Genomic DNA, 20249 nt, shown 5'->3' with positions numbered 1-20249 from the left:
AGTCAGGCCAGGTCGGCGCGCCCCCGGCGTTGCTTTTCGGGGACGCGCCGGCGTGACGGGCGTCAGTCGCGGCCCTGGATCAGGCGCAGCCTTCCATCTGCGGGGCGGTCGTGACGAGCTTGAGCCCGGTGCCCGCGAAGTGCTTCTCCAGCAGGGTCTTGGCCGTGCCGTCGGAGTACATCTGGGTGACGGCCTTGTTGACGGCCTCGCAGGTCTCGGTGTCGCCCTTCTTGAGGCCGACGCCGTACTTCTCGTCGGTGAAGGGGTCGTTGATGACCTTGAAGGAGCCCTTCTGCTGGTTGGCGAAGCCGGCCAGGATCAGGTCGTCGGTGCTGACCGCGTCCAGGGCGCCGGACTTCAGCTTGCTCACGCACTCGGAGTAGCTGGAGGCGTCCACCAGCGTGACGCCCTTGATGTTCAGCTTGCCGTCCGGCGGGCCCTCGGTGATGCGGCGGAAGGAGTTGGACCCGGCGGCCTTGCAGAGCTTCTTGCCCTTGAGGTCGGTGGCCTTCTTGATGCTGCCGTTGTCGGCCTTGACCATCGTGTCCTGGTGGGCGACGTAGTACGGCCCGCCGAAGGTCACCTGCGACTTGCGCGCGTCGGTGATGGAGTAGGTGGCGACCACGAGGTCGACCTGCCCGCCGCCGAGGAACGACTCGCGGTTGGCGGAGGTCGTCTCCTTGAACGTGATGCCGTTCTCGGGGACGCCGAGCGACTTCGCGATGTACTTGGCGACGTCGACGTCGAAGCCGTCGAAGCTGCCGTCGGGCTTCTTCAGGCCGAGCGCCGGCTGGTCGAACTTGATGCCGATGGTCAGCTTCTTGTCGTCCTTGGCCTTCTGGACGACCGTCTTGGCCTCGGTCTTCTCGGTGTCGCTGCCGCACGCGCTGAGCGCCAGCGACAGCGCCATCCCCGCCCCGATGAGGGCGCCGAAACGACGTACTCGCATACTCGTCCTACCTCTGCTCTCTGCCGGAGCCCCGCGGCTCAGTGCGTGAGGATCTTGGAAAGGAAGTCCTTCGCGCGCTCGGTCCGCGCGTTGGTGAAGAACTCGTCGGGGGTGTTCTCCTCGACGATCTGGCCGTCCGCCATGAACACGACCTTCTGGGCGGCGCGGCGGGCGAAGCCCATCTCGTGCGTGACGACGATCATCGTCATGCCCTCGCGGGCCAGTCCCGTCATGACGTCCAGGACCTCGTTGACCATCTCCGGGTCCAGCGCCGAGGTGGGCTCGTCGAAGAGCATCACCTTGGGGCGCATCGCGAGGGAGCGCGCGATCGCCGCGCGCTGCTGCTGCCCGCCGGACAGCTGCGCGGGGTACTTGTGGGCCTGGTTGGCGATGCCGACCCGGTCGAGCAGCTCCATCGCGTGCTTCTGCGACTCCTGCTTGCCCTGCTTGCGGACCTTCACCGGCCCGAGCATGACGTTCTCGAGGATCGTCTTGTGGGCGAACAGGTTGAACGACTGGAACACCATGCCCACGTCGGCGCGGAGCTTCGCCAGCTCCTTGCCCTCCTTGGGCAGGTCCTTGCCGTCCACGAGGATCGTGCCGTCGTCGATCGGCTCCAGGCGGTTGATCGACCGGCACAGGGTCGACTTCCCGCCGCCGGACGGGCCGATGACGACGACGACCTCGCCCGAGTTCACGGTGAGGTTGATGTCCTTGAGGACGTGCAGCTCGCCGTAGTGCTTGTTGACGTGCTCGACCACGACGAGCGGCCGGTCACCCACGGTTGCCGGCTCCGGGGTGGAGTCCTCCGGCCCGGCCTCGGTGAGCTCGGGCCCGCTTTCGCTGTCCGTCATGGGCACGGACTTTATGTCATCGGTTGTAGTGCCCGAGTTGCCGCGCGGTACCGATACGATCACGAATACCCACGTCGGACGGGGTTCGGTCGTGGCGGAGAGTGATCATGAAAGGCGGCGGCGGGGCGCCCCGCCCGTTCCGCCGTGTCCCGCCGGGCCCGTAACCTGGATGACTGTCATGAGTGCGCCAATGGAGACGGCTCCCCGTACGTACGAGATCCGTACCTACGGGTGCCAGATGAACGTCCACGACTCCGAGCGTCTGTCGGGGCTGCTGGAGTCGGCCGGGTACGTCCGCGCGGGGGAGGCCGAGCCCGACGTCGTCGTGTTCAACACCTGCGCGGTACGGGAGAACGCCGACAACCGGCTCTACGGCAACCTCGGCCACCTGCGGCCCGTCAAGGACGGGCACCCCGGCATGCAGATCGCCGTCGGCGGCTGCCTGGCGCAGAAGGACCGCGACACCATCGTCAAGCGCGCCCCCTGGGTGGACGTGGTGTTCGGCACGCACAACATCGGGTCGCTGCCCGCTCTACTCGAACGCGCGCGCGTGCGCGAAGAGGCGCAGGTCGAGATCGAAGAGTCGCTGGTGACCTTCCCCTCGACGCTGCCGACGCGCCGCGAGTCCCCCTACGCCGCCTGGGTGTCGATCTCCGTGGGGTGCAACAACACCTGCACGTTCTGCATCGTCCCGTCCCTGCGCGGCAAGGAGCGCGACCGCCGGCCCGGGGAGATCCTCGCCGAGGTCGAGGCGCTGGTCGCCGAGGGCGCCCTGGAGATCACGCTGCTCGGGCAGAACGTCAACGCCTACGGCTCGGGCTTCGGCGCCCTGTCCGGCGCGCCGGACGAGGTCCGCGCGATGACCGGGGGCGGGCAGTCGGCGTTCGCGGGGCTGCTGCGCGCCTGCGGCGGCGTCGAGGGCCTGGAGCGGGTCCGGTTCACCTCGCCCCACCCCAAGGACTTCACCGACGACGTCATCGCCGCGATGGCGGAGACGCCGAACGTGATGCCGTCCCTGCACATGCCGCTGCAGTCGGGGTCGGACGCGGTGCTGCGCGCTATGCGCCGGTCGTACCGGCAGGCGCGCTACCTCGGCATCATCGAGAAGGTCCGGGCCGCGATCCCGGACGCGGCGATCACCACCGACATCATCGTCGGCTTCCCCGGCGAGACCGAGGCCGACTTCGAGGAGACCCTGCACGTGGTGCGGGAGGCCCGGTTCTCCTCGGCGTTCACGTTCCAGTACTCCAAGCGCCCGGGCACCCCGGCGGCGACCATGGACGGCCAGCTGCCGAAGGAGGTCGTCCAGGAGCGGTACGAGCGGCTGATCGAGCTCCAGGAGGAGATCTCCTGGGCGGAGAACCGCGCGCAGCTCGGCCGGACGCTGGAGGTCCTGGTGGCCGAGGGCGAGGGCCGCAAGGACGAGGCGACGCGCCGCCTGTCGGGGCGGGCGCCCGACAACCGCCTGGTCCACTTCGGCGTGCCGGAGGAGCCGGTCCGCCCCGGCGACATGGTCACCGTCGAGATCACCTACGCCGCGCCGCACCACCTGGTCGCCGACAAGCCCGCGCTGGGCGTCCGCCGGACGCGCGCCGGCGACGCGTGGGAGGCCCGGCAGGGCGGGAGCGGCGGCGCAGCGGGCGTGTCGCTGGGCATGCCGTCGATCGGGCGTCCGGCCCAGCCCGCCGCGTCCGCGCCAGGCTGCTCGACCTGCCCCTGAACCCCAACGTCACCCGGCTGTGTTTCCAAGTCCCGGCCCACTGCGCTCGCCTTGCGGCCCACTGCGCTCGCCTTGCGGCTCGCTGCGTGACCGGTACTGGGCGAACGCGGCATCGCTTCGCGATCTGCCCGGTTCCGCTCGCCTCCGGCGTCGCTCCACCGGCCAGGTCACGCGTTCGCGCGCGTGGCCGAGGCCACTTCGGGACGGGCCCTAGGCGCCTGTTCCGCCGCCGGGCTGGCCGCCCGGTCCTTCGGGGTGGCCGCCTGTTCCGCCGGGCTGGCCGCCCGGTCCCTCGGCCTGACCGCCCGTGCCGCCGGGCTGGCCGGGCTGGTCGCCGGTCTCGCCGTGCGGACCGCCCGTGCCGCCGGGCTGGCCGCTCTCGCGGTCGATGTACCTGCCGGCCTGCTCCTGGATCCGGTCGACCTTCTCGGCGTGCTTGCCCCCGGTGCGCTGGTCGAACATGTCACCGGCCTTCTCGACGCCCTGCTTGGCCTTGTCGGAGTGCTGCCCGAGCATCTGCTTGACCTTGTCGACGATCGACATCGAATCCCCCCGGATCCCTCGGCCGCTTCGGCGCCGCGGGCACGGCGCGGCACCCGTTCATTCCGGCCATACCCGTTCTGTTGCCACAATCAATCCCGTGACCTCTTCCAATGCCCCGCATGTGATCGCGGTCGTCGGGCCCACGGCGGCCGGCAAGTCCGACCTGGCCGTCGAGCTGGCCCTCCGGCTGGACGGCGAGGCGGTCAACGCCGACTCGATGCAGCTGTACCGCGGTATGGACATCGGTACCGCGAAGCTCTCCGCTGCGGAGATGCGCGGGGTCCCGCACCATCTGCTGGACGTCTGGGACGTCACGGTCACCGCGAGCGTCGCCGAGTACCAGCGGCTGAGCGCCGAGGCCATCGCCGGGATCAGGAGCCGGGGGCGGCTGCCCGTGCTGGTCGGCGGGTCCGGGCTGTACGTGCGCGCCGCCCTCGACCTCCTGGAGTTCCCGGGGACGGACCCGGCAGTGCGGGGGCGACTGGAGGAGGAGCTGGCGCGGGTCGGGCCAGGCCCGCTGCACGAGCGGCTGCGCGGCCTGGACCCCGCGGCGGCGGAGGCGATCCTGCCGAGCAACGGCCGCCGGATCGTCCGGGCCCTGGAGGTCATCGAGATCTCCGGGCGCCCGTTCACCGCGACCCTGCCCGAGCACCGGTACCGCTACGACGACGTCGTGCAGATCGGGCTCGGCGTGCCCCGCGAGGAGCTCGACGAGCGCATCGCCCTGCGGGTGGAGCGGATGTGGGAGGCGGGCCTGGTCGACGAGGTCCGGGAGCTGGAGAAGCGGGGCCTGCGGGACGGCCTGACCGCCGGGCGCGCCCTCGGCTACGCGCAGGTGCTGCGGTTCCTGGCGGGGGAGTGGACGCAGGAGCGGGCGCGGGAGGACACCGTCCGGACGACGCGGCGTTTCGCCCGCCGCCAGGAGTCCTGGTTCCGCCGCGACAAGCGCGTGCACTGGCTGCCCTACGATGCCCCCGACCTGGTCGATCGTGCTCTGGCCCTCGTGAGCCGGGAGGCCCCGGACCCCCTATGATCGGGGGCATGCGGTTCGTCAAGGGGCATGGCACCGAGAACGACTTCGTGATCCTCCCCGATCCGGACGGCGTCCTGGACCTCACCGCGGAGGCCGTCGTGCGGCTCTGCGACCGGCGGGCGGGGATCGGCGCCGACGGCGTCCTGCGCGCGGTCCGGACGAAGGCCACCGATGTCGACGCCGACGCCGAGTGGTTCATGGACTACCGCAACGCCGACGGCAGCATCGCCGAGATGTGCGGCAACGGGGTGCGCGTCTTCGCCCGCTACCTGGTCAACGCGGGCCTCGCCCCGCCCGGGGAGTGGGACCTCGCCACCCGCGCGGGCCTGCGCCGCGTGATGCTCGGCCCGTCCGGGGACGTCAGCGTGGAGATGGGCCGGCCGGAGCTTCTCGGTCAGGCGGAGGCGAGCCTGGCGGGCGCGAGCTTCGCGGGGGAGCGGGTCAGCGTCGGCAACCCCCACCTGGCGTGCCGCGTCACCGAGCCCGTAGCCGCCCTGGACCTGTCGCGCGCACCTGACTTCGACCCGGCCGTCTTCCCCGCGGGGGTGAACGTCGAGTTCTTCCGCAGCGTCGGAGAGCGGCACGTCGAGATGCGGGTGTACGAGCGGGGCTCCGGCGAGACCCGGTCCTGCGGCACCGGGACCGTCGCGGTGGCCGCGGCTGCCGCCCGGGGCGCTGCCGACGGCTCCGAATGGACCGTGGACGTCCCAGGCGGCCGGGTGACCGTCGTCCTCGACCGCGAGACCAGTTACCTGAAGGGCCCGGCCGTCCTGGTCGCCGAGGGCGAGACGCGGCCCGGCTGGCTCTAGGGGACGGGCGCCTTACCTGGGGTTGTTCCGGTCCCGGAGCGGTCCCGGCACAGACGGGACAACTGTCCCTCTCCGGCGGGACCTTCCGCCGCATAACTTCTCTCTTGCACACCCTCTGGTGAATGGCCCGTATGGACCGGGATGGGAGCCCCGGGCCCGTACGGAGCCTGAGGGCCGGTGGCGACCTTCTTGGCGGGGGGCGGTCACCGGCCCTCCCACCGGGAGGGGGCGGCTCAGGGGGAGACGCCGTTGACCGGCAGCCGGGCGCGCACCAGCGTCCCGCCCTTGGCACCGGGCCCGACCGTGCAGGACCCGCCGAGTTCGGCCGCACGCTCGCGCATGGACGACATGCCGATGCCCGAACGCACATGGTCGGGAAGCCCCACGCCGTCGTCGTCCACGGTCACGTGCAGATCCCCGTTCAGATGCAGCCGCACTTCGGCGCAGCCCGCGTTGGCGTGCCGATGGACGTTCGTCAGCGCCTCCTGGACGATCCGGTACGCGGCGACCTCAGCGGCGGCCGGCAGCCCTTTGAGGTCGCCCTCGACGCGCACGTCCACCTGCGGGCCGTCACCGGCGGCGACGACGCCGCCGAGCGCCTGGATCGCGCCCTCCAGCCCGAGGTCGTCCAGGGCGGGCGGACGCAGGCCGTACACGAGTTCCCTGATGTCGCCGATGGTGCGCCCCATGGTGGCGCGCAACTCCTCCAGCAGCCCGTCGACCGCCTCCGGGTCGGTCCTCAGCGTGATGCGCGCGGCGTCCACCGTCATGGCGAGGCTGGCCAGCGTCGGCCCGAGCCCGTCGTGCAGGTCGCGGCGCAGCCGCCGCCGTTCCTCCTCCCGCGTGCGCAGGATGTGCTCCCGGGAGCGCTGGACGTCCGCGGAGAGCCGCGCCGCGTTCGCCAGTTCGGCGAGGTTGCGGGCGAGGACGTTCGACAGGCGCGCGTCGGGGGTGCGGGTGACGCCGAACAGCAGGCGCCCCACCGGTTCCCCGTGCCACACCAGCGGGATGAGCTGCGGGCGCTCGCCGAGCACGCCGTCCTCCGCCGAGACCGTCCGGCCGTCGCGGTCCAGCACCTCGATCGTGACGCCGGTCGCGTGCAGGGCCGAGCGCGCCACCTCGGCGGCGACGGCGAGCGCGGCGCCCGGGTTCGCGGCGGTCTGCAGCCGCCGGTTCAGCCGGTCGGCGATCCGGTACGGGTCGCGCTCGCCATGGATGAACCCGTCCACCATGCGCTGCAGCCGCCGCCGGACGGGTTCGAACACCGCGCCGGCGACGATCGCCCCGGCGAGCCCGGCGAGGGTGCCCCGGCCGTGGGCCAGCAGGCTCGCGGTGCCGACGAGCGCGAAGTACACGCCCGTGATGACGACGACGAGGCCCGCGTACACCAGGGTGCGGCTGACCACGAGGTCGATGTCGTACAGCCGGTAGCGGGTGATCGCGATCGCGATGCAGATGGGGACGGCGACGATCGTGAGGTCGCGCAGCGGGTCGCCGATCGGGCTGTTCTCGCCCGCGAAGATGATCGCCTCGGCGATGAGGCCCGGGTAGACCACCCAGGCGATCTGCCGGCGGACGTCCGGCGGCGCCTGCACGAACCGCACGGCCACCGAGAACAGGCCCGCGGCCAGGGCGATGACGATGACCGCGCTGATCGGGACCGGGATCCGCTCGAACGGGTAGACCGAGACCCCGTTGTGCCAGCGGCGCACGTCCGGGTCGATCGTCAGGTGCACGCAGACGACGACCGGGACGAGGCAGGCGAGGGCGAGGGCGGGCCGGAACCAGCGCGACACCAGCCGGCCGTCCGGGAAGATCAGCGGCAGCACGAGTGTCAGGGCGTAGGTGTCAACGGCCCACAGCCAGACGGCGAGCCACTGGACGAATCCGGCTCCGGGCCAGTGGTGGAGCTCCGACCAGGGGCCGAGGTTGAGCGCCAGCACGTACAGCGACGCGCTGAAACCCGCGCCGACCATGAGCCAGGCGACCGTCAGCCCCGGCCGGTGCCGCAGCAGGACGGCGCCCACGGGCGTCCAGGCCAGGGCGACCAGGATCTCGGGATGCCACCACACCATCCGGAGGTCGGGCGGCAGCCGGGCGCCGATGACCAGCGACGCGGCGACGGACGCGACCGCGGTCAGCGCGAGGAGGGCGCCCACGCGCCCCGCTCCGCGGTCGTGCTCTTCCGTCCCCATGCACACTCCCCGCCCGAAAGTAATGGAATGCTAAAACGCCCAGCTCCCTGTGGCGCAGTCCAAACCGCGTCCGCCTCAGGACACCGCCGAACCGGTCGGGCGGAGAGCTTTCCGGTCGCGGTGCCTGCGGGCGTGCCGTGATGGTAGCCGGGGAAACGTCCGAGATGAACGGAAGGTGCAGGTCAGCGGCCAGTCATGGCCGCGCCCCGGACTCCCGGGCGTGTCGGGCTGCGGGGAGGGCGCGGGTCAGGACGCCCGAGTCAACATGCTCTCGCGCGTCAGCGCCTTCACGCCGCGCCTCAGGTCCTCGGGGGTGAAGTCCGCGAGCAGCAGGCGCTGTATCAGGAAGCCGGGGAAGAGCGCGAACAGCGTCTTCCCGGCGGCCACGGCGTCGGTGTCGGCGGGGAGGTGCCCGGCGTCGACCAGCCGGCGGATGTAGCGGGTCCAGGTGTCGCGCAGTGCGGCCACGTTGTCGGCGACGTACGCGGCGATCTCCGGATCGTGCGTGGCGAGCGCCCAGGCCTGCGGCGCGAGCCGGAGCGGGCCGTCCTCGCCGGACAGGGCGACGACCCGGGAGGCGAACCGCTCGGCCATCTCGTCGACCGGGAGCAGCGGGTCGCTGTCGGCGAGCGCGGTGAAGAACGCGCGCAGGTCGCCGATCACGGTCGCGATGTTCGCCTCGATGATCTCGTTCTTGCTCTTGAAGTACCGGTAGACGGCACCGGCGGAGAGCCCGGCCTCGGCGAAGATGTCCTGCATGGACGTCGCGTGGATGCCCTTGCGGATGAAGCAGGTGCGCGCCGATTCGAGGATCTGGCGGCGGCGGCGCTCCAGGTGCTCCGCGCTGACTCTCGGCATGGAGCCAATCTAAAACGAACGTTCATTTTTGACAAGTTCCGGAGGAGGGTGCGAGGCTCCCCGCTAAAGAGAACGGACATTCGTTTTTTGGAGGAGATCGTGCGGACTTCCCCCTTCGCGCGCGCCGTCGGCGTGGCCCTCGGCGCGGCGCTGCTGCAGCTCGTCATGGTCGTCGCCTTCTCGTGGCCCGCCGCGCGGACGGCGCCGCGTGACGTCCCGATCGTCGTGACCGGTCCGCAGGCCGCCGTGGTCGCCGGCCTGCTCGACCGTGAGCGGCCGGGGGCCTTCGACGTCCGGACCGCTCCGGACGAGGCCGCCGCGCGCGCGGCGATCGCGGATCGCGAGGCCTACGGCGCCGTCGTCACGGCGCCGTCCGGCCCGAAGGTGCTCACCGCCTCCGCCGCCTCCCCGCTGGTCGCCCAGCAGCTCGGCGCGATGGCGGCACAGCTCCGTCCCGGGGGCGCCCCGGTGTCCTCGCCCGTCCAGGACGTGGTCGCCGCGGACTCCGACGACCCCCGTGGGGCCGGTTTCGGCGCTCTCGCGCTCCCGCTGGTCATGTCGGGGCTCGCGGGCGCGGTGCTGCTGACGTTCGCCATCCCGTCCCTCGCCTGGCGTACAGCAGGTACGGCGATCTTCGCCGTGCTGGGCGGGCTGGACGTCGCCTGGATCGCGCAGGGCTGGCTTTCGCTGCTTCCCGGCTCCTACATCACGCTCGCCGGGGTCATGGCGCTGACCGTCCTCGCGGTGAGCGGAACCGTGGTCGGCTTGGCCGCCGCCATCGGCCGCGCCGGATTCGGCCTCGGCGCGCTCACGCTGCTGCTGCTCGGAAACCCTCTGTCGGGGGCGACATCGGCACCCGAGCTGCTGCCGCAGCCCTGGGGTGCGATCGGCCAGTACCTGCCGCCGGGTGCCTCGGCCACCCTCCTGCGGTCGGCGGCGTTCTTCGACGGCGCCGGAGGCGCCGGCCCGCTCACCGTCCTGGCCGCCTGGGCCGCCGCCGGTCTCGTGCTCGTGGTCGTCGGCGGTCTGCGGGGGCGTTCGGCCGGCGAAGCCGAGCACGGCCGCGAACCCGCGCTCGCATGACCTCCGAGGCGTGACTCCTGCCGAAACCTATGCGCGTTCCGTGGTCGATCAATAGCATTCGGTGACTTCTGGGTGGTGTGCGGAGGGCAGAGGGTGGCGACGTTCATGGTGCGGCGGCTGGCGAACCATGCGGCGCTGGCCGTGCTGGCCGCCAGCCTCGGCTACCTGCTCGCCGCCGCGGCGCTCGATCCGCGGGCCGGTCTTGAAGACCGCGCGCCCCGTCCGCCGGAGTCCGTCATCGACGCGCGGCTCGGCGCGCTCAACCTGGATGACCGGACGCCCCTGGCCGAGCGGTATCTCACCTGGGCCGGCGGCGTCGCGCACGGTGACTTAGGCCGGACGTTCGACGGCGAGCCGGTCGACGCCGAGTTGTGGCGCCGGCTCGGAGTGAGCCTGCGCCTGGTCGTTCCGGGGGCCGTCCTGGGAGGCGTCATGGGGGTCGCCCTGGGCGCCCACGCCGCGATCCGGCACGGCAGGGCGGCCGACAGGCTGATCTCCGGCGGCTCCTATCTGCTGCTGGCCGTTCCCGTGTTCGTCCTGGCGGTGCTCCTACAGATCGTTGCCGGTGAGGCCAACGACGCCCTGGGGATGCGGGTGTTCGTCTGGGTGGGCGAATCCGCGCCGGAGGCGTCCCGCGGCGCGCTCTGGGATCTCGCGGATCGGGGTCGCCGCCTGCTGCTGCCGACGGCCACGATCGCGCTCGGCCAGCTCGCTTTCCACGCCCGCTACCAGCGCGGCCTGATGCTGGACGTGCTGCACGCCGATCACGTGCTCGCCGCGCGGGCCAGGGGGCTCCGGCGGCGGGACGCGCTGCTGCGGCACGGCCTCCGGATCGCGCTCGTCCCGATGACGGCCTATCTCGCCTACGCGACCGGTCTGGTGCTCCTCGGCGGCGTGTTCACCGAGACGGCCTTCGGGCGGCACGGGCTGGGGGAGTGGCTCGTCGACTCCATCTCGCGCGGCGACGTCAACGCGGTCGCCGCCATCGAAGGCCTCGCCGCCTGCGCCGTCCTCCTGGCAGCCCTCGCGTCCGACGTGCTGGCCGCGGCGCTGGACCCCCGCGTCCGCGCGGGAGGCATGCCATGAGAGCCGGTCTTCGGATGGTGACCGGGGCGATCCTGCTCGTGCTGCTGTTCCTCCTGGCTTTCGGCGGGCCGCTCGTGTCGTCGCGCGGATGGGACGAGACGGATTTCGCGGCGTTCCGGCAGGGGCCGTCCAGCGGCCACTGGCTCGGCACGACCCAGAGCGGGCGGGACGTCTTCGCCTTCACCCTGCGCGGTGCGCAGAACTCGCTCCTGGTCGGCCTGACCGCCGCCCTCCTGTCGACCGGACTCGCCGCCGCCGTCGGGACCGCGGCCGGGTTCCTGCGCGGACGCGTCGACCAGGTGCTGATGTGGGGCGCCGATCTGCTGCTGGTGCTCCCGTCCTTCCTGATCGTGACCGTCCTGGCGCCGCGGGTCACCGGAGGGTGGCCGGTGCTCGCGGCGGCACTGGCCGCGTTCATGTGGATGGTCACCGCCCGCGCGGTGCGGGCCGCGACGCTCCGCCTGCGGGAGCGCGAGCACGTGCTGGCCGCGCGGTTCCTCGGCGTCGGCGCGCCGCGGCTGGTCGCGCGGCATGTGGCGCCCGGGCTGGCGTCGCTGCTGGCCGTGGACGCGAGCCTGAACGTGAGCGTCGCGATCGTCGCCGAGAGCGGGCTGTCCTACCTCGGGTTCGGGGTGCGGCCGCCGGACGTCTCGCTCGGCACGGTCATCGCCGACGGCCAGGGCGGGGCGACCGCGCATCCGTGGGCGTTCGGGTTCGCCGCCGGGCTGCTCGTCCTGATCGTCGTCGCGGTGAACCTGCTCGGTGACGGGGTGCGGGACGCGCTCGACCCGGAGGCCGGGCGTTGACGGTTCTGCGGGTCGCCGACCTGGCGGTGGGTTACGCGGCGGGCGCGTTCGCCCTGCGCGGTGTGAGCTTCTCGGTCGGGGCAGGGGAGGTGCTCGGGATCGTCGGCGAGTCGGGCGCCGGCAAGACCGCGCTCGCGCTCGCGCTGATGGGGCTGCCGCCGGAGGGGGCGCGTGTGACGGGCTCTGTGCGGTTGCGCGGCCGGGAACTGCTGGGCCGGACCGACGCGGAGCTCTCGCGGGTGCGCGGCGACGAGCTGGCGATGATCTTCCAGGATCCGCTGTCGGCGCTCTCGCCCGTCCGCACGGTGGGCCGGCAGGTGGCCGAGGCCGTCCGGATCCACTCGGCGGTGAGCCGTGCGGCGGCGCGCTCGCGTGCCGTGGACCTGCTCGAACTGGCCGGCGTTCCGGACGCGGCCCGGCGGGCGCGCTCCTACCCGCACGAGCTCTCCGGCGGGATGCGGCAGCGCGTGGCGATCGCCATGGCCATCGCCAACGACCCGGTCGTGATCGTGGCGGACGAGCCCACGTCGGCCCTCGACGCGACCGTCCAGGCGCAGGTGCTGGACGTCCTGCGGGGCGTCCGGGAGGCGACCGGAGCCGCGATCCTGCTGATCAGCCACGATCTGGGCGTCGTCGCCGGCTTCGCGGACCGCGTGATGGTGATGCACGAAGGACAAGTGGTGGAGACGGGCCCAGTGGAGCAGGTTCTTCTTCGCCCCCAGATGCCGTATACGAGCCGCCTGCTGAGTTCGTGGCCGCGAACGGGTGATGCGCTGGTTCCTCGTGCTCGGCCAGGGCGGCCAGTGGTTCTCCAGGTGGACGGCCTGGTCCGTCACCATCCCCTCTTCAAGGGGACGCTGCTAAGGCGGCGGGCCGGGGAGGCGCGTGCCGTGGACGGTGTGAGCTTCGACGTCCGTGAGGGCGAGACGCTCGCGCTGGTGGGGGAGTCGGGGTCCGGCAAGACCACGACGTTGATGGAGATTCTGCGGTTGTCGCGTCCGCAAGAAGGACGCGTCACCGTCTTGGGGAAGGACACGGCCGCCTTGCGCGCCTGCGATCGGAAGGCTTTGCGCAAGGAGGTCCAGGTCGTGTTCCAAGACCCGTACGCCTCGCTGAACCCGCGTATGCGGGTGGCCGACATCATCGCCGAACCGCTCATCACGCATCGCATGCCGAGCGGTGGTCGTGTGGAGGAACTCCTCGCACTGGTGGGCTTGGAGCACGGCCATGCGAGGCGCTTCCCGCATGCGCTCTCGGGCGGGCAACGGCAGCGCGTAGCCCTGGCCAGAGCGCTCGCCTTGGAACCGCGTCTTCTGCTTCTGGACGAGCCTGTGTCTGCGTTGGACGCCGCCGTGCGAGCGGACGTCATGGAACTGCTGAGCGACCTTCGGGTGCGGCTGGGCCTGGCGTGCGTCTTCGTGACCCACGACCTCGGGCTGGTCCGAGGCTTCGCCGACCGGATCGCTGTGATGCAGATGGGTCGCGTAGTTGAGATCGGGTCAGTCGCCGATGTGTATGGGGCTCCAGCGCATCCCTACACGCAGGCACTGCTGGACGCGATGCCCTCGCCCTGCCCAGAACGGAAACGGTCTCGCTTCTTCCTTCTGGACGGTGACCCGTCCGACCCCACGGTCGGGCACTTGGGATGCAGGCTCCGCCCTCGCTGCCCGCACTACGCCACGCTCGCCCCCGACGACAGGCGCTTATGCGAAGACCACGACCCGATGCCGCGTGCCATGGCGGCGGATCACTCCGTCGCCTGCCACCACCCGCTCGTTCAGGCGAAGGCAGAGCGATGAAACAGGTTCTCACCGCAGCCCTTCTTGGGATCGTGCTCCTGACCGGCGCCGGGTGCCGTGCCCCGGAGGCGTCGACTTCCGATGCGTCCCGGGCGCTGCCCGCGGCGGATGTGAATCCGACTCCGCGCGACCGCGTCGTGAACGGCGGGACGCTCCGCTGGCCGCTCCCCGAGTTCCCGTCCCAGTGGAACACCAACCACGTCAACGGCGCCAAGGGCGCGGTCGAGCACGTCATCCAGGGCGTTCTTCCGTATCTGATGCGTGCCGACGAGAAGGCCGTCCCGCATCCCGTGCCGGAGTATCTGGAGTCGGCCACGTTGAAGCCGACCAGGCACGGGCAGACCGTGACCTACAGGCTCAACCCGCGCGCTAAATGGTCCGACGGCAGGCCACTCGGTTATGCCGACTTTCGGGCGCAGGCCCATGCCCTGTCTGGACGCGACCCGCGCTACGAGGTCTCGACCGTCACCGGATACCGGCAGATCGAGCGAGTCCAACGCGGCGCCGATGAACATGCGGTCGAGGTGACGTTCTCCCATAAGTACTCGGACTGGCAGAGCCTGTTCAGTCCCCTTTACCCGGCCGCCGCTTACGCGAGCCCACGCGCGTTCAACATGGGCTGGATGGGCCGCTTACCCGTCACAGCCGGGCCGTTCAGATTTCAGCGGATCGACCAGACGGCCAAGACGGTGACCCTGGTGCGGAACCCGGCCTGGTGGGGCGCGCCAGCGAAACTCGACCGGATCGTGTATCGCACCATGGACACCAGCGCGATGCCCGGCGCCTTTGCCAACGGCGAGATCGACCTGATGGACATCGGCCTCGACGCGGATGCGTTGCAGCGCGTCCAGGGAGTCGGCGGCGCCGCCGTGCGGAGAGCCGGCGGGCCGGACTGGCGGAACTTCACGTTCAACGCGGCCGGACCCGTCCTGTCCGACGTCCGGGTGCGTCGGGCGGTCATGCTCGGCATCGACCGGCGCGTGATCGCGCGATCCGACCTGTCAGGCCTCGGCGTACCTGTCCAGACGCTCGGCAACCACTTCTACGTCAACACCCAGGCCGGCTACCAGGACAACTCCAGCGGATTCGGCACGTACGACCCGGCGCGGGCCGGACGGCTCCTGGCCGAGGCGGGCTGGATGCCGCGAGGCAAGTACCGCGCCAAAGCGGGACGCACGCTCGCGCTTCGGTTCGTGGTCCCCTCAGGGGTCCCCATCAGCAGGCGGGAAGGAGAGTTGACGCGCGCGCTGCTCGAACGCATAGGCGTCCGAGTGGACATCGAGGTAGTTCCCGCAGACGACGTCTTCGAGCGGTACGTCACGCCGGGGAACATGGACATCGTTTCGTTCTCCTGGCTCGGTACCTCGTTCCCCGTCTCACAGATGAAAGCGGTATTCGCACGGCCGCGCGGACGGAACGTTCAGCAGAACTACTCGCGGATCGGCAGTGCCGCCATCGACGCGGCGATGGACAAGGCCATCGCTGAGATCGCCCCGGAAAGGGCCAAGGTTTTGGTGAACAGAACCGACCGGCTCATCTGGCAGCAGGCGTCGGTCTTGCCGCTGTATCAGCGGCCCCAGCTCGTCGCAGTGCGCGCGGACCTCGCCAACGTGGGGGCCGGCGGCTTCCTGAAGCCCGCTTATCAGGACATCGGTTTCACCGGCCGGTGAAACTCACGGGAAGGCGAGCCGGACGCCCTTGCGGTCGCTGGTGAAACGGGCGTTCCACACGTAGAGGCGCAGGTCGTCGGCGGAGAGGTCCTCCTTGACCGGAAGGTCGGAGGCGATGCGGACCACGTAGGAGGCGCCCGCCGGAATCATCGTGTCGCCGCCGTCCTCGACCGGCGCCTTCGACGCGCCGATCCGCGCGGTGATCTTGCTGTGGTTGGGGAGGGTGCACATGTCGTCCGGGATGCCCGCCTGCGGCATGCAGCGCTCCTGCGCCGACGACGGGACCTGCGACTTCGGCATGAACAGGTCGGCGGGGAAGTCCAGCAGGACCGGCCGCCGCCGGCTGTTGGTGAGGACGTAGTCGGCGTAGGCGTAGGTCGTCCCGGACGGCGGGGGCCTGCGTGGCGCCGAGCGGCTGCCGGGACGTCCCCGCCATGACGGCGGCGAGGCTGTAGCCGTAGCCCTCCGGGGTCGTGAAGCCGACCGGCGGGCCGGCCTTCGGAGCGGGCACGGACGAGCCCACCGCGCCGTCGCCCTGGCTGGCGAGGCTGGGCGGCGCGGAGCCCGCGCCGTCGCCGTCGCCGGGCCTCAGGACCACGATCGCCCCGGCCACCGCGGCGATCCCGACCGCACCGGTCAGGGCGCCCGCGAGCCCGAGCCTCCCCGCGTGGCTCTTCTTCCTGCGGCGGTGCGAGCGGTACGGCTGGCGGCTGTCGGACATGGTCGTCGGTGCTCCTTCGGGCCCTCTCCGGCTCGGTCGGCGTGTCCCTGCCCACGGCGGGCAGGTCACGATACCCGACGGCCGGATCGTCGGCGGTCCCGGTCTGCGGGCTACGAACCGCGCGCGGTGAGGGCGTCGCGGCCAAGTCCCCGCAGGGAGGCGTCCAGCACCTGCGCGGTGTGCGCGACCGCGATGGCGGCCCCGCGCCGGCGCAGCGCCGTCGCGATCTGCATCGAGCAGCCGGGGTTGGCGGCGACCAGCAGTTCGGCTCCGGTGGCGTCCACGTTCACCGCCTTGCGGTCGCCGAGTTCTCCGGCGGCCTCCGGCTGGAACAGGTTATAGGTACCGGCCGAACCGCAGCAGATGTCGGGGTCGGCGATCTCGCGGACGGTCAGCCCGGGGATCGCGGCGAGCAGTTCGCGGGGCTGGCTCCGCACGCCCTGGGCGTGGGCGAGGTGGCAGGCGTCGTGGTAGGCGATCGTGACCGGAAGCGGCCGCCGCTCCGCCCGCGGCCCGAGTTCCACCAGGTACTCGGCCAGATCCCGGGTCCTGGCCGAGAGCGCCTCCGCCCGCGCGGACCATTCCGGGTCGTCGGCGAGCAGCGTCCGGTACTCCTTCATCGCGGACCCGCAGCCCGCGGAGTTCACCACGATCACGTCGACGGACTCGAAGGTCTCGACCGTCCGGCGGGCGAAGGCGCGGGCCTCCTCCTCCCGCCCGGAGTGCAGGGACAGCGCGCCGCAGCACCCCTGGCCCTTGGGGATGACGACGTCGCAGCCCTCCATCGCCAGCACGCGGGCCGTGGCGGCGTTGACGCCCGGGAAGAACTCGCCCTGGACGCATCCGGTCAGCATCCCGACCGTGGCGCGGCGCTCCCCGCGTGCGGCGACCCGCTCGGGCAGCCTCGGCGCCTTGCCGAGGGGCGGCGCGAGCCGTTCCATCGCCGCCAGGGACGGCGAGATCCGTTCCAGAACGCCGCTGAGCCTTACAAGTCGGTCCAGACCCGACTTCTGGTAGGCGCGGAGGGGGCCTCGCAGGGCGCGGAGCCTCCGCTTGTACGGGAACAGCCGGAAGACCATCTCCCGTATGGCGCGTTCTTTCAGGGAACGGGGGTGTTCACGTTCGACGTCGGCGCGGGTCATCTCGATGAGCCGGTCGTACTGCACACCGGACGGGCAGGACGTCACGCACGCCATGCATCCCAGGCAGCGGTCGAAGTGCTCGACCATGGGCCCGCTGAGCGGCTCGCCGTCAGCGTGCTGCTGCATCAGATGGATGCGGCCCCGGGGAGAGTCCATCTCCTCGCCCCACAGCACGTAGGTGGGGCACGTCGGAAGGCAGAACCCGCAGTGCACGCAGTCGTCGAGCAGCTTCGGGAGGTCGTCCTGGTCGCTCATCAGATCCCTCCCACGAAACGGCCCGGGGACAGCCGGTGATCCGGGTCGAACTGGTCCTTGACCCGCCGCATCAGTGTCAGCGCCGGAACCGGCCCCCACAGGTCGATCTCGTCGCGCACCTCTTGCGGCGCGTAGCGGACGACGGCGTGACCGCGGTGCCGCTTCAGCACGTCCCGTAGACGGCCGAGGACGTCGGCCACCTCGTTCGGGCCGAGTTCGGCGGGAAGACCCACGTGCCCGTGCCCGCTGGCGCTCCAGGTGGCGGCGGCTTCCGGCCCTAGCGTGGTGATGACGTCCCGGAGCGAGGGCGGCGGTGCGCCGATGTCGATGAGGGTGGTGCCGTCCGGGTAGAGGCCCCAGCCGTCCGGTGCGGTATCGGAGATCTCGGCCTTGTCGCCTAGGAGTTCTGCGATCTGCCGAGCGCGCGTGGTGACACCGTCGGGAACGCCTTCGAGGAAGACCGCGACCGTCCCTGGACCGATGTATTCGACCGCGCTTGGGGCAACGGGGGAGTGGAGGACGGTCTGGACCGCGTCGTGCGTGTCCTCCGGCCCGTCGACGGCGCACGTCACGTAAGCGGTCGCATCCGGGGTCGGGTGCAGGCGGAACGTGGCGTCCACGATCAGGCCGAGCGTTCCGTAGGAGCCGCAGAAGAGCCGCCCCAGGTCGTACCCGGCGACGTTCTTGACGACCTTGCCGCCCGAGCGCGCGACCTGGCCGTCCGCCCGGACGACCGTGAGCCCGATGACGAGGTTCCTGGGCGTCCCGTAGAGCGTGCGCAGGGGACCGGCGGCGCTCGTGGCGATCGTCCCGCCGACCGTCGAACCCGGCAGCGGGACGTCGAGCGCGAGCCGCTGCCCCCGTTCCGCCAGTCTCTCGGCGAACTCCTCCATCGGGAGCCCGGCCTCCGCCTTGGCGACGAGGTCCCCGGCCGTGTGCTCGACGAGTTCGTCGAGCCGATGGGTGTCGATGAGCAGATCGCAGCGTTCCGGGGGCTCGCCCCAGTCCAGGCGTGTCTCGGCCCCACGCGGGACGACGGCGAGACCGTTCTCGGCGGCCACGCGCATGACGTCGGCGGCTTCGGTCACGTTCTTCGGCGCCGCGACGAGCGCGGGTTCCACGCCGAGCACGCCTTCGGCGGGCTCACCGGGCCGTACGTCGCCGCAGACCTTCGCCAGGGCGTCCAGGGGCCGCATCAGAAGATGTCCGCCTTTCCCTCGTACGGGTGCGGGCCCTTGCGCTTGCCGGGCACCTCCCCGCACAGCCGCGGGGTGGGGAAGACCTTGCCCGGGTTGCACAGCCCCGCGGGGTCGAAGCCGCAGCGGACCATCTGCATCGTGTCCAGGTCGGCGTCGGTGAACATGCGCGGCATGTAGCGGGCCTTGTCCACACCGACCCCGTGCTCGCCCGTGATGGAGCCGCCGTGCTCGATGCACAGGTCGAGGATCGCGCCCGAGACCTCCTCCGCGCGCTCCTCCGCGCCCGGCTCGGCGTCGTCGAACAGCACGAGCGGATGCAGGTTGCCGTCCCCCGCGTGGAACACGTTCGCGACCCGCACGCCCGACTCGGCCGACAGGGCGTCGATCCGGGCCAGCACGTCCGGCAGCACCGTCCGGGGGATGACGCCGTCCTGGACGAGGTAGGCCGGGCTGATCCGGCCCACGGCCGCGAACGCCGACTTGCGCCCCTTCCAGATCAGCGCCCGCTGCGCGTCGTCGGCGGCGATGCGGATCTCGAAGGCGCCCGCGTCCCGGCACATTCGCTCCACCTCGGCGAACTGGGCGGCGACCTCGGCCTCCGGGCCGTCCAGCTCCACGATCAGCACCGCGCCGGCCCCCGGCGGGTACTCGCAGCGCACTGCCGCCTCGGCCGCCTCGATCGCCAGGGCGTCCATCATCTCGATCGCGGCCGGGACGACGCCCGCGCCGATGATCGCCGACACCGCGGCGCCGCCCGCCTCGATCGAGCCGAAGGCGGCCAGCAGCGTCTGCACGGTCTCGGGGACCCGCGTCAGCCGCACCGTGATCTTGGTGGTGATGCCGAGCGTGCCCTCCGCCCCGACGAACACGCCGAGCAGGTCGTAGCCGGGCCCGTCCGCCGTCAGCTCCACCAGTTCGCCGTCCGGCGTGACGACCTCGCAGGCCAGCACGTGGTGGGCGGTGAAGCCGTACTTCAGGCAGTGCGCGCCGCCGGAGTTCTCCGCGACGTTCCCGCCCACCGAGCAGATCTGCTGGCTGGACGGGTCGGGCGCGAAGTAGTAACCGTGCCGGCGGACGGCCCGCGTCACGTCCAGGTTGATCACGCCGGGCTCCACCACGGCCCGCTGCCCCGGGATGTCGATCTCCAGGATCCGGTTCATCCGGGACGTGACGATCAGCACGCCGTCCGCGCGGGGGAGCGCGCCGCCCGACAGGCCCGTGCCCGAACCGCGCGCGACGTAGGGGATCCCGGCCGCCGCGCACTCCCGCACGATCGCGGCGATCTGCTCGGCCGTGTCGGGCAGCACCACGACGCCGGGCGTGGACCGGTGGTTGGTGAGGCCGTCGCACTCGTAGGTGCGCAGCCGCACCGGATCGGTGATCACCCGGTCGGCTCCGAGCAGCGCCTCCAGCCGGGGCCCGAGCGTCGTGAGCATGCTCTCCATCCTCTCCACGATCCCCCGCCCGCCGACCCGCCGCAAGGCCCGGCGGACCGTCCGGAACACCTTTCCCGGACGGTCCGCGAAC

At 71.8% G+C, this 20249-nt stretch carries 18 protein-coding genes; 9 read left to right on the top strand and 9 right to left on the bottom strand.

Annotated features, from left to right (window positions below; genetic code table 11):
* Positions 1-79: 79 nt before the first annotated feature.
* On the bottom strand, positions 80-949 hold the full coding sequence (locus BJY14_RS08950; protein ID WP_179843178.1) for a glutamate ABC transporter substrate-binding protein: 870 nt from the start codon (positions 947-949) through the stop codon (positions 80-82).
* 38 nt (positions 950-987) lie between these two features.
* Positions 988-1710: an amino acid ABC transporter ATP-binding protein gene (locus BJY14_RS08945; RefSeq protein ID WP_258939152.1), complete on the bottom strand. Its 723-nt coding sequence runs from the start codon at positions 1708-1710 to the stop codon at positions 988-990.
* A 271-nt stretch (positions 1711-1981) separates the two neighbouring features.
* Between BJY14_RS08945 and miaB the strand changes: the two genes are divergently transcribed.
* Positions 1982-3523, top strand: coding sequence for a tRNA (N6-isopentenyl adenosine(37)-C2)-methylthiotransferase MiaB (gene miaB, locus BJY14_RS08940; RefSeq protein WP_179843176.1), 1542 nt, complete (start codon positions 1982-1984; stop codon positions 3521-3523).
* Between the two features lie 210 nt (positions 3524-3733).
* Here the strand turns inward: miaB and BJY14_RS46430 are convergent, their stop codons facing one another.
* Complete coding sequence (locus BJY14_RS46430; protein ID WP_218905231.1) at positions 3734-4066, bottom strand: antitoxin; 333 nt, start codon at positions 4064-4066, stop codon at positions 3734-3736.
* Between the two features lie 121 nt (positions 4067-4187).
* Here BJY14_RS46430 and miaA point away from each other — a divergent pair, with 121 nt between their 5' ends.
* Both miaA and dapF read left to right on the top strand, forming a co-directional pair.
* Positions 4188-5099 (top strand): tRNA (adenosine(37)-N6)-dimethylallyltransferase MiaA, encoded by a 912-nt coding sequence (gene miaA / locus BJY14_RS08930; protein ID WP_179849255.1) that lies wholly within the window; start codon positions 4188-4190, stop codon positions 5097-5099.
* Positions 5100-5107: 8 nt separating this feature from the next.
* On the top strand, positions 5108-5908 hold the full coding sequence (gene dapF / locus BJY14_RS08925) for a diaminopimelate epimerase (RefSeq protein ID WP_179843175.1): 801 nt from the start codon (positions 5108-5110) through the stop codon (positions 5906-5908).
* A 233-nt stretch (positions 5909-6141) separates the two neighbouring features.
* On the opposite strand, the gene BJY14_RS08920 is transcribed toward dapF, so the two are convergent.
* Together BJY14_RS08920 and BJY14_RS08915 are read right to left on the bottom strand one after the other, a co-directional pair.
* Positions 6142-8103, bottom strand: a complete 1962-nt coding sequence (locus BJY14_RS08920; RefSeq protein WP_179843174.1) for a sensor histidine kinase — start codon at positions 8101-8103, stop codon at positions 6142-6144.
* A 246-nt stretch (positions 8104-8349) separates the two neighbouring features.
* The gene (locus tag BJY14_RS08915) at positions 8350-8961 is read right to left on the bottom strand and encodes a TetR/AcrR family transcriptional regulator (RefSeq protein WP_179843173.1); all 612 of its coding nucleotides are present in this window, start codon (positions 8959-8961) and stop codon (positions 8350-8352) included.
* Positions 8962-9060: 99 nt separating this feature from the next.
* Between BJY14_RS08915 and BJY14_RS08910 the strand changes: the two genes are divergently transcribed.
* The 5 genes from BJY14_RS08910 to BJY14_RS08890 all read left to right on the top strand — a co-directional run bounded on the left by BJY14_RS08910 (position 9061) and on the right by BJY14_RS08890 (position 15405).
* A complete protein-coding gene (locus BJY14_RS08910) occupies positions 9061-10044 on the top strand; it encodes a hypothetical protein (protein WP_312879080.1) in 984 nt (327 codons plus the stop codon).
* Between the two features lie 93 nt (positions 10045-10137).
* Positions 10138-11130, top strand: coding sequence for an ABC transporter permease (locus BJY14_RS08905; protein WP_179843172.1), 993 nt, complete (start codon positions 10138-10140; stop codon positions 11128-11130).
* Positions 11127-11936 (top strand): ABC transporter permease, encoded by an 810-nt coding sequence (locus BJY14_RS08900; protein WP_179843171.1) that lies wholly within the window; start codon positions 11127-11129, stop codon positions 11934-11936. The genes BJY14_RS08905 and BJY14_RS08900 overlap by 4 nt, the downstream gene beginning before the upstream one ends.
* Complete coding sequence (locus BJY14_RS08895; protein ID WP_179843170.1) at positions 11933-13735, top strand: dipeptide ABC transporter ATP-binding protein; 1803 nt, start codon at positions 11933-11935, stop codon at positions 13733-13735. Before BJY14_RS08900 ends, BJY14_RS08895 begins: the two co-directional genes overlap by 4 nt.
* Complete coding sequence (locus BJY14_RS08890) at positions 13732-15405, top strand: ABC transporter family substrate-binding protein (RefSeq protein ID WP_179843169.1); 1674 nt, start codon at positions 13732-13734, stop codon at positions 15403-15405. The genes BJY14_RS08895 and BJY14_RS08890 overlap by 4 nt, the downstream gene beginning before the upstream one ends.
* A 3-nt stretch (positions 15406-15408) precedes the next feature.
* Here the strand turns inward: BJY14_RS08890 and BJY14_RS45000 are convergent, their stop codons facing one another.
* The gene (locus tag BJY14_RS45000) at positions 15409-15705 is read right to left on the bottom strand and encodes a hypothetical protein (RefSeq protein WP_246395854.1); all 297 of its coding nucleotides are present in this window, start codon (positions 15703-15705) and stop codon (positions 15409-15411) included.
* Between the two features lie 173 nt (positions 15706-15878).
* On the opposite strand from BJY14_RS45000, the gene BJY14_RS44995 reads away from it, so the two are divergent.
* Positions 15879-16256: a hypothetical protein gene (locus BJY14_RS44995; RefSeq protein ID WP_246395852.1), complete on the top strand. Its 378-nt coding sequence runs from the start codon at positions 15879-15881 to the stop codon at positions 16254-16256.
* Here BJY14_RS44995 and BJY14_RS08880 read toward each other — a convergent pair.
* Genes BJY14_RS08880 through BJY14_RS08870 form a run of 3 tightly spaced genes read right to left on the bottom strand, consistent with a single transcriptional unit; the run spans position 16237 to position 20158 of the window.
* Positions 16237-17523, bottom strand: a complete 1287-nt coding sequence (locus BJY14_RS08880; protein ID WP_179843168.1) for a (Fe-S)-binding protein — start codon at positions 17521-17523, stop codon at positions 16237-16239. The genes BJY14_RS44995 and BJY14_RS08880 overlap by 20 nt on opposite strands.
* Positions 17523-18719 (bottom strand): FAD-binding oxidoreductase, encoded by a 1197-nt coding sequence (locus BJY14_RS08875; protein ID WP_179843167.1) that lies wholly within the window; start codon positions 18717-18719, stop codon positions 17523-17525. Before BJY14_RS08875 ends, BJY14_RS08880 begins: the two co-directional genes overlap by 1 nt.
* Positions 18719-20158: an FAD-linked oxidase C-terminal domain-containing protein gene (locus BJY14_RS08870; RefSeq protein ID WP_179843166.1), complete on the bottom strand. Its 1440-nt coding sequence runs from the start codon at positions 20156-20158 to the stop codon at positions 18719-18721. Before BJY14_RS08870 ends, BJY14_RS08875 begins: the two co-directional genes overlap by 1 nt.
* Positions 20159-20249 lie beyond the last annotated feature (91 nt).

Source organism: Actinomadura luteofluorescens (assembly GCF_013409365.1).
GTDB classification, from domain to species: domain Bacteria; phylum Actinomycetota; class Actinomycetes; order Streptosporangiales; family Streptosporangiaceae; genus Spirillospora; species Spirillospora luteofluorescens.
The sequence above is the reverse complement of the archived record's forward strand: the minus strand, read 5'-3'. Positions and strand labels throughout refer to the sequence as shown.